The following is a 1062-nucleotide window of genomic DNA, read 5'->3' on the forward strand; positions in this document are numbered from 1 at the left end:
CCCCGCTGGTCCGGCGGCTCGCCGCCGAGCACGACGTGGACCTCGCCGCGGTGACGGGCACCGGTGTCGGCGGCCGCATCCGCAAGCAGGACGTCATCGACGCGGCACGCACCCCGGCCAGCCCGGCCGCCGCGGCCCCGGCCGCTCCCGCTGCCTCGCCGGTGGCGGTGCCCGCTGCGACACCGGCTGCGCCTGCCGCGCCCGCGGCGGCACCGGTCTCGCTGCGTGGCCGCACCGAGAAGCTGTCGCGGCTACGTTCGGTGATCGCGCAGCGGATGGTCGAGTCCCTCCAGGTCAGCGCGCAGCTCACCACCGTCGTCGAGGCCGACGTCACCCGTATCGCCCGGCTGCGCGACCGCGCGAAGAAGGCGTTCGAGGCGCGGGAGGGCGTCAAGCTGTCGTTCCTGCCGTTCTTCGCGGTCGCGACCTGCGAGGCGCTGCGCGAGCACCCCAACGTCAACGCCAGCGTGGACATCGAACAGGGCACGATCACCTACTACGACGCCGAGCATCTGGGCATCGCCGTGGACACCGACCGGGGGCTGCTCGTCCCGGTCATCCACCACGCCGGTGACCTCAACCTCACCGGGATGGCGCGCAAGATCGACGATCTGGCGACCCGGACGCGGGAGAACCGGGTCACCCCGGACGAGCTCGGCGGCGGCACCTTCACCCTGACCAACACCGGCAGCCGCGGCGCCCTGTTCGACACGCCGATCATCAACCAGCCGCAGGTCGGGATCCTCGGGACCGGCGCGGTGGTCAAGCGGCCCACGGTCGTCGACGACCCCGAGCTCGGCGAGATCATCGCGGTGCGTTCGACCGTGTACCTCGCGCTCACCTACGACCACCGGATCGTCGATGGCGCCGACGCGGCCCGTTTCCTCACCACCCTGCGCAGGCGCCTGGAGGAAGGCTCCTTCGAGGCCGAACTCGGCCTGTGACCATCCGATGACCAGATGATCCACAGCCGGGGCCGGGAGCCGGTACGTGACCGGCGTGTACCCGACCCCCGGTTGATGATCATGTTTGACGGCCGTGGCTGGCGGGCCGGCTCGCCCG

Annotated in this window: 1 protein-coding gene and 1 pseudogene (1 of these 2 only partly in view); both read left to right on the forward strand. The window is 72.1% G+C overall.

The window, feature by feature from the left end:
* Positions 1 to 944, forward strand: a 944-nt coding sequence (gene sucB / locus FrCorBMG51_RS24230) for a 2-oxoglutarate dehydrogenase, E2 component, dihydrolipoamide succinyltransferase (RefSeq protein WP_047225317.1), incomplete at its 5' end; no start/stop codon positions are given.
* A gap of 81 nt (positions 945 to 1025) precedes the next feature.
* Positions 1026 to 1062, forward strand: a pseudogene (locus FrCorBMG51_RS33325) (NAD-dependent epimerase/dehydratase family protein); its annotated part runs 290 nt beyond the window's last position; the annotation flags it as partial.

It is taken from the genome of Protofrankia coriariae (genome assembly GCF_001017755.1).
Classification (GTDB): domain Bacteria; phylum Actinomycetota; class Actinomycetes; order Frankiales; family Frankiaceae; genus Protofrankia; species Protofrankia coriariae.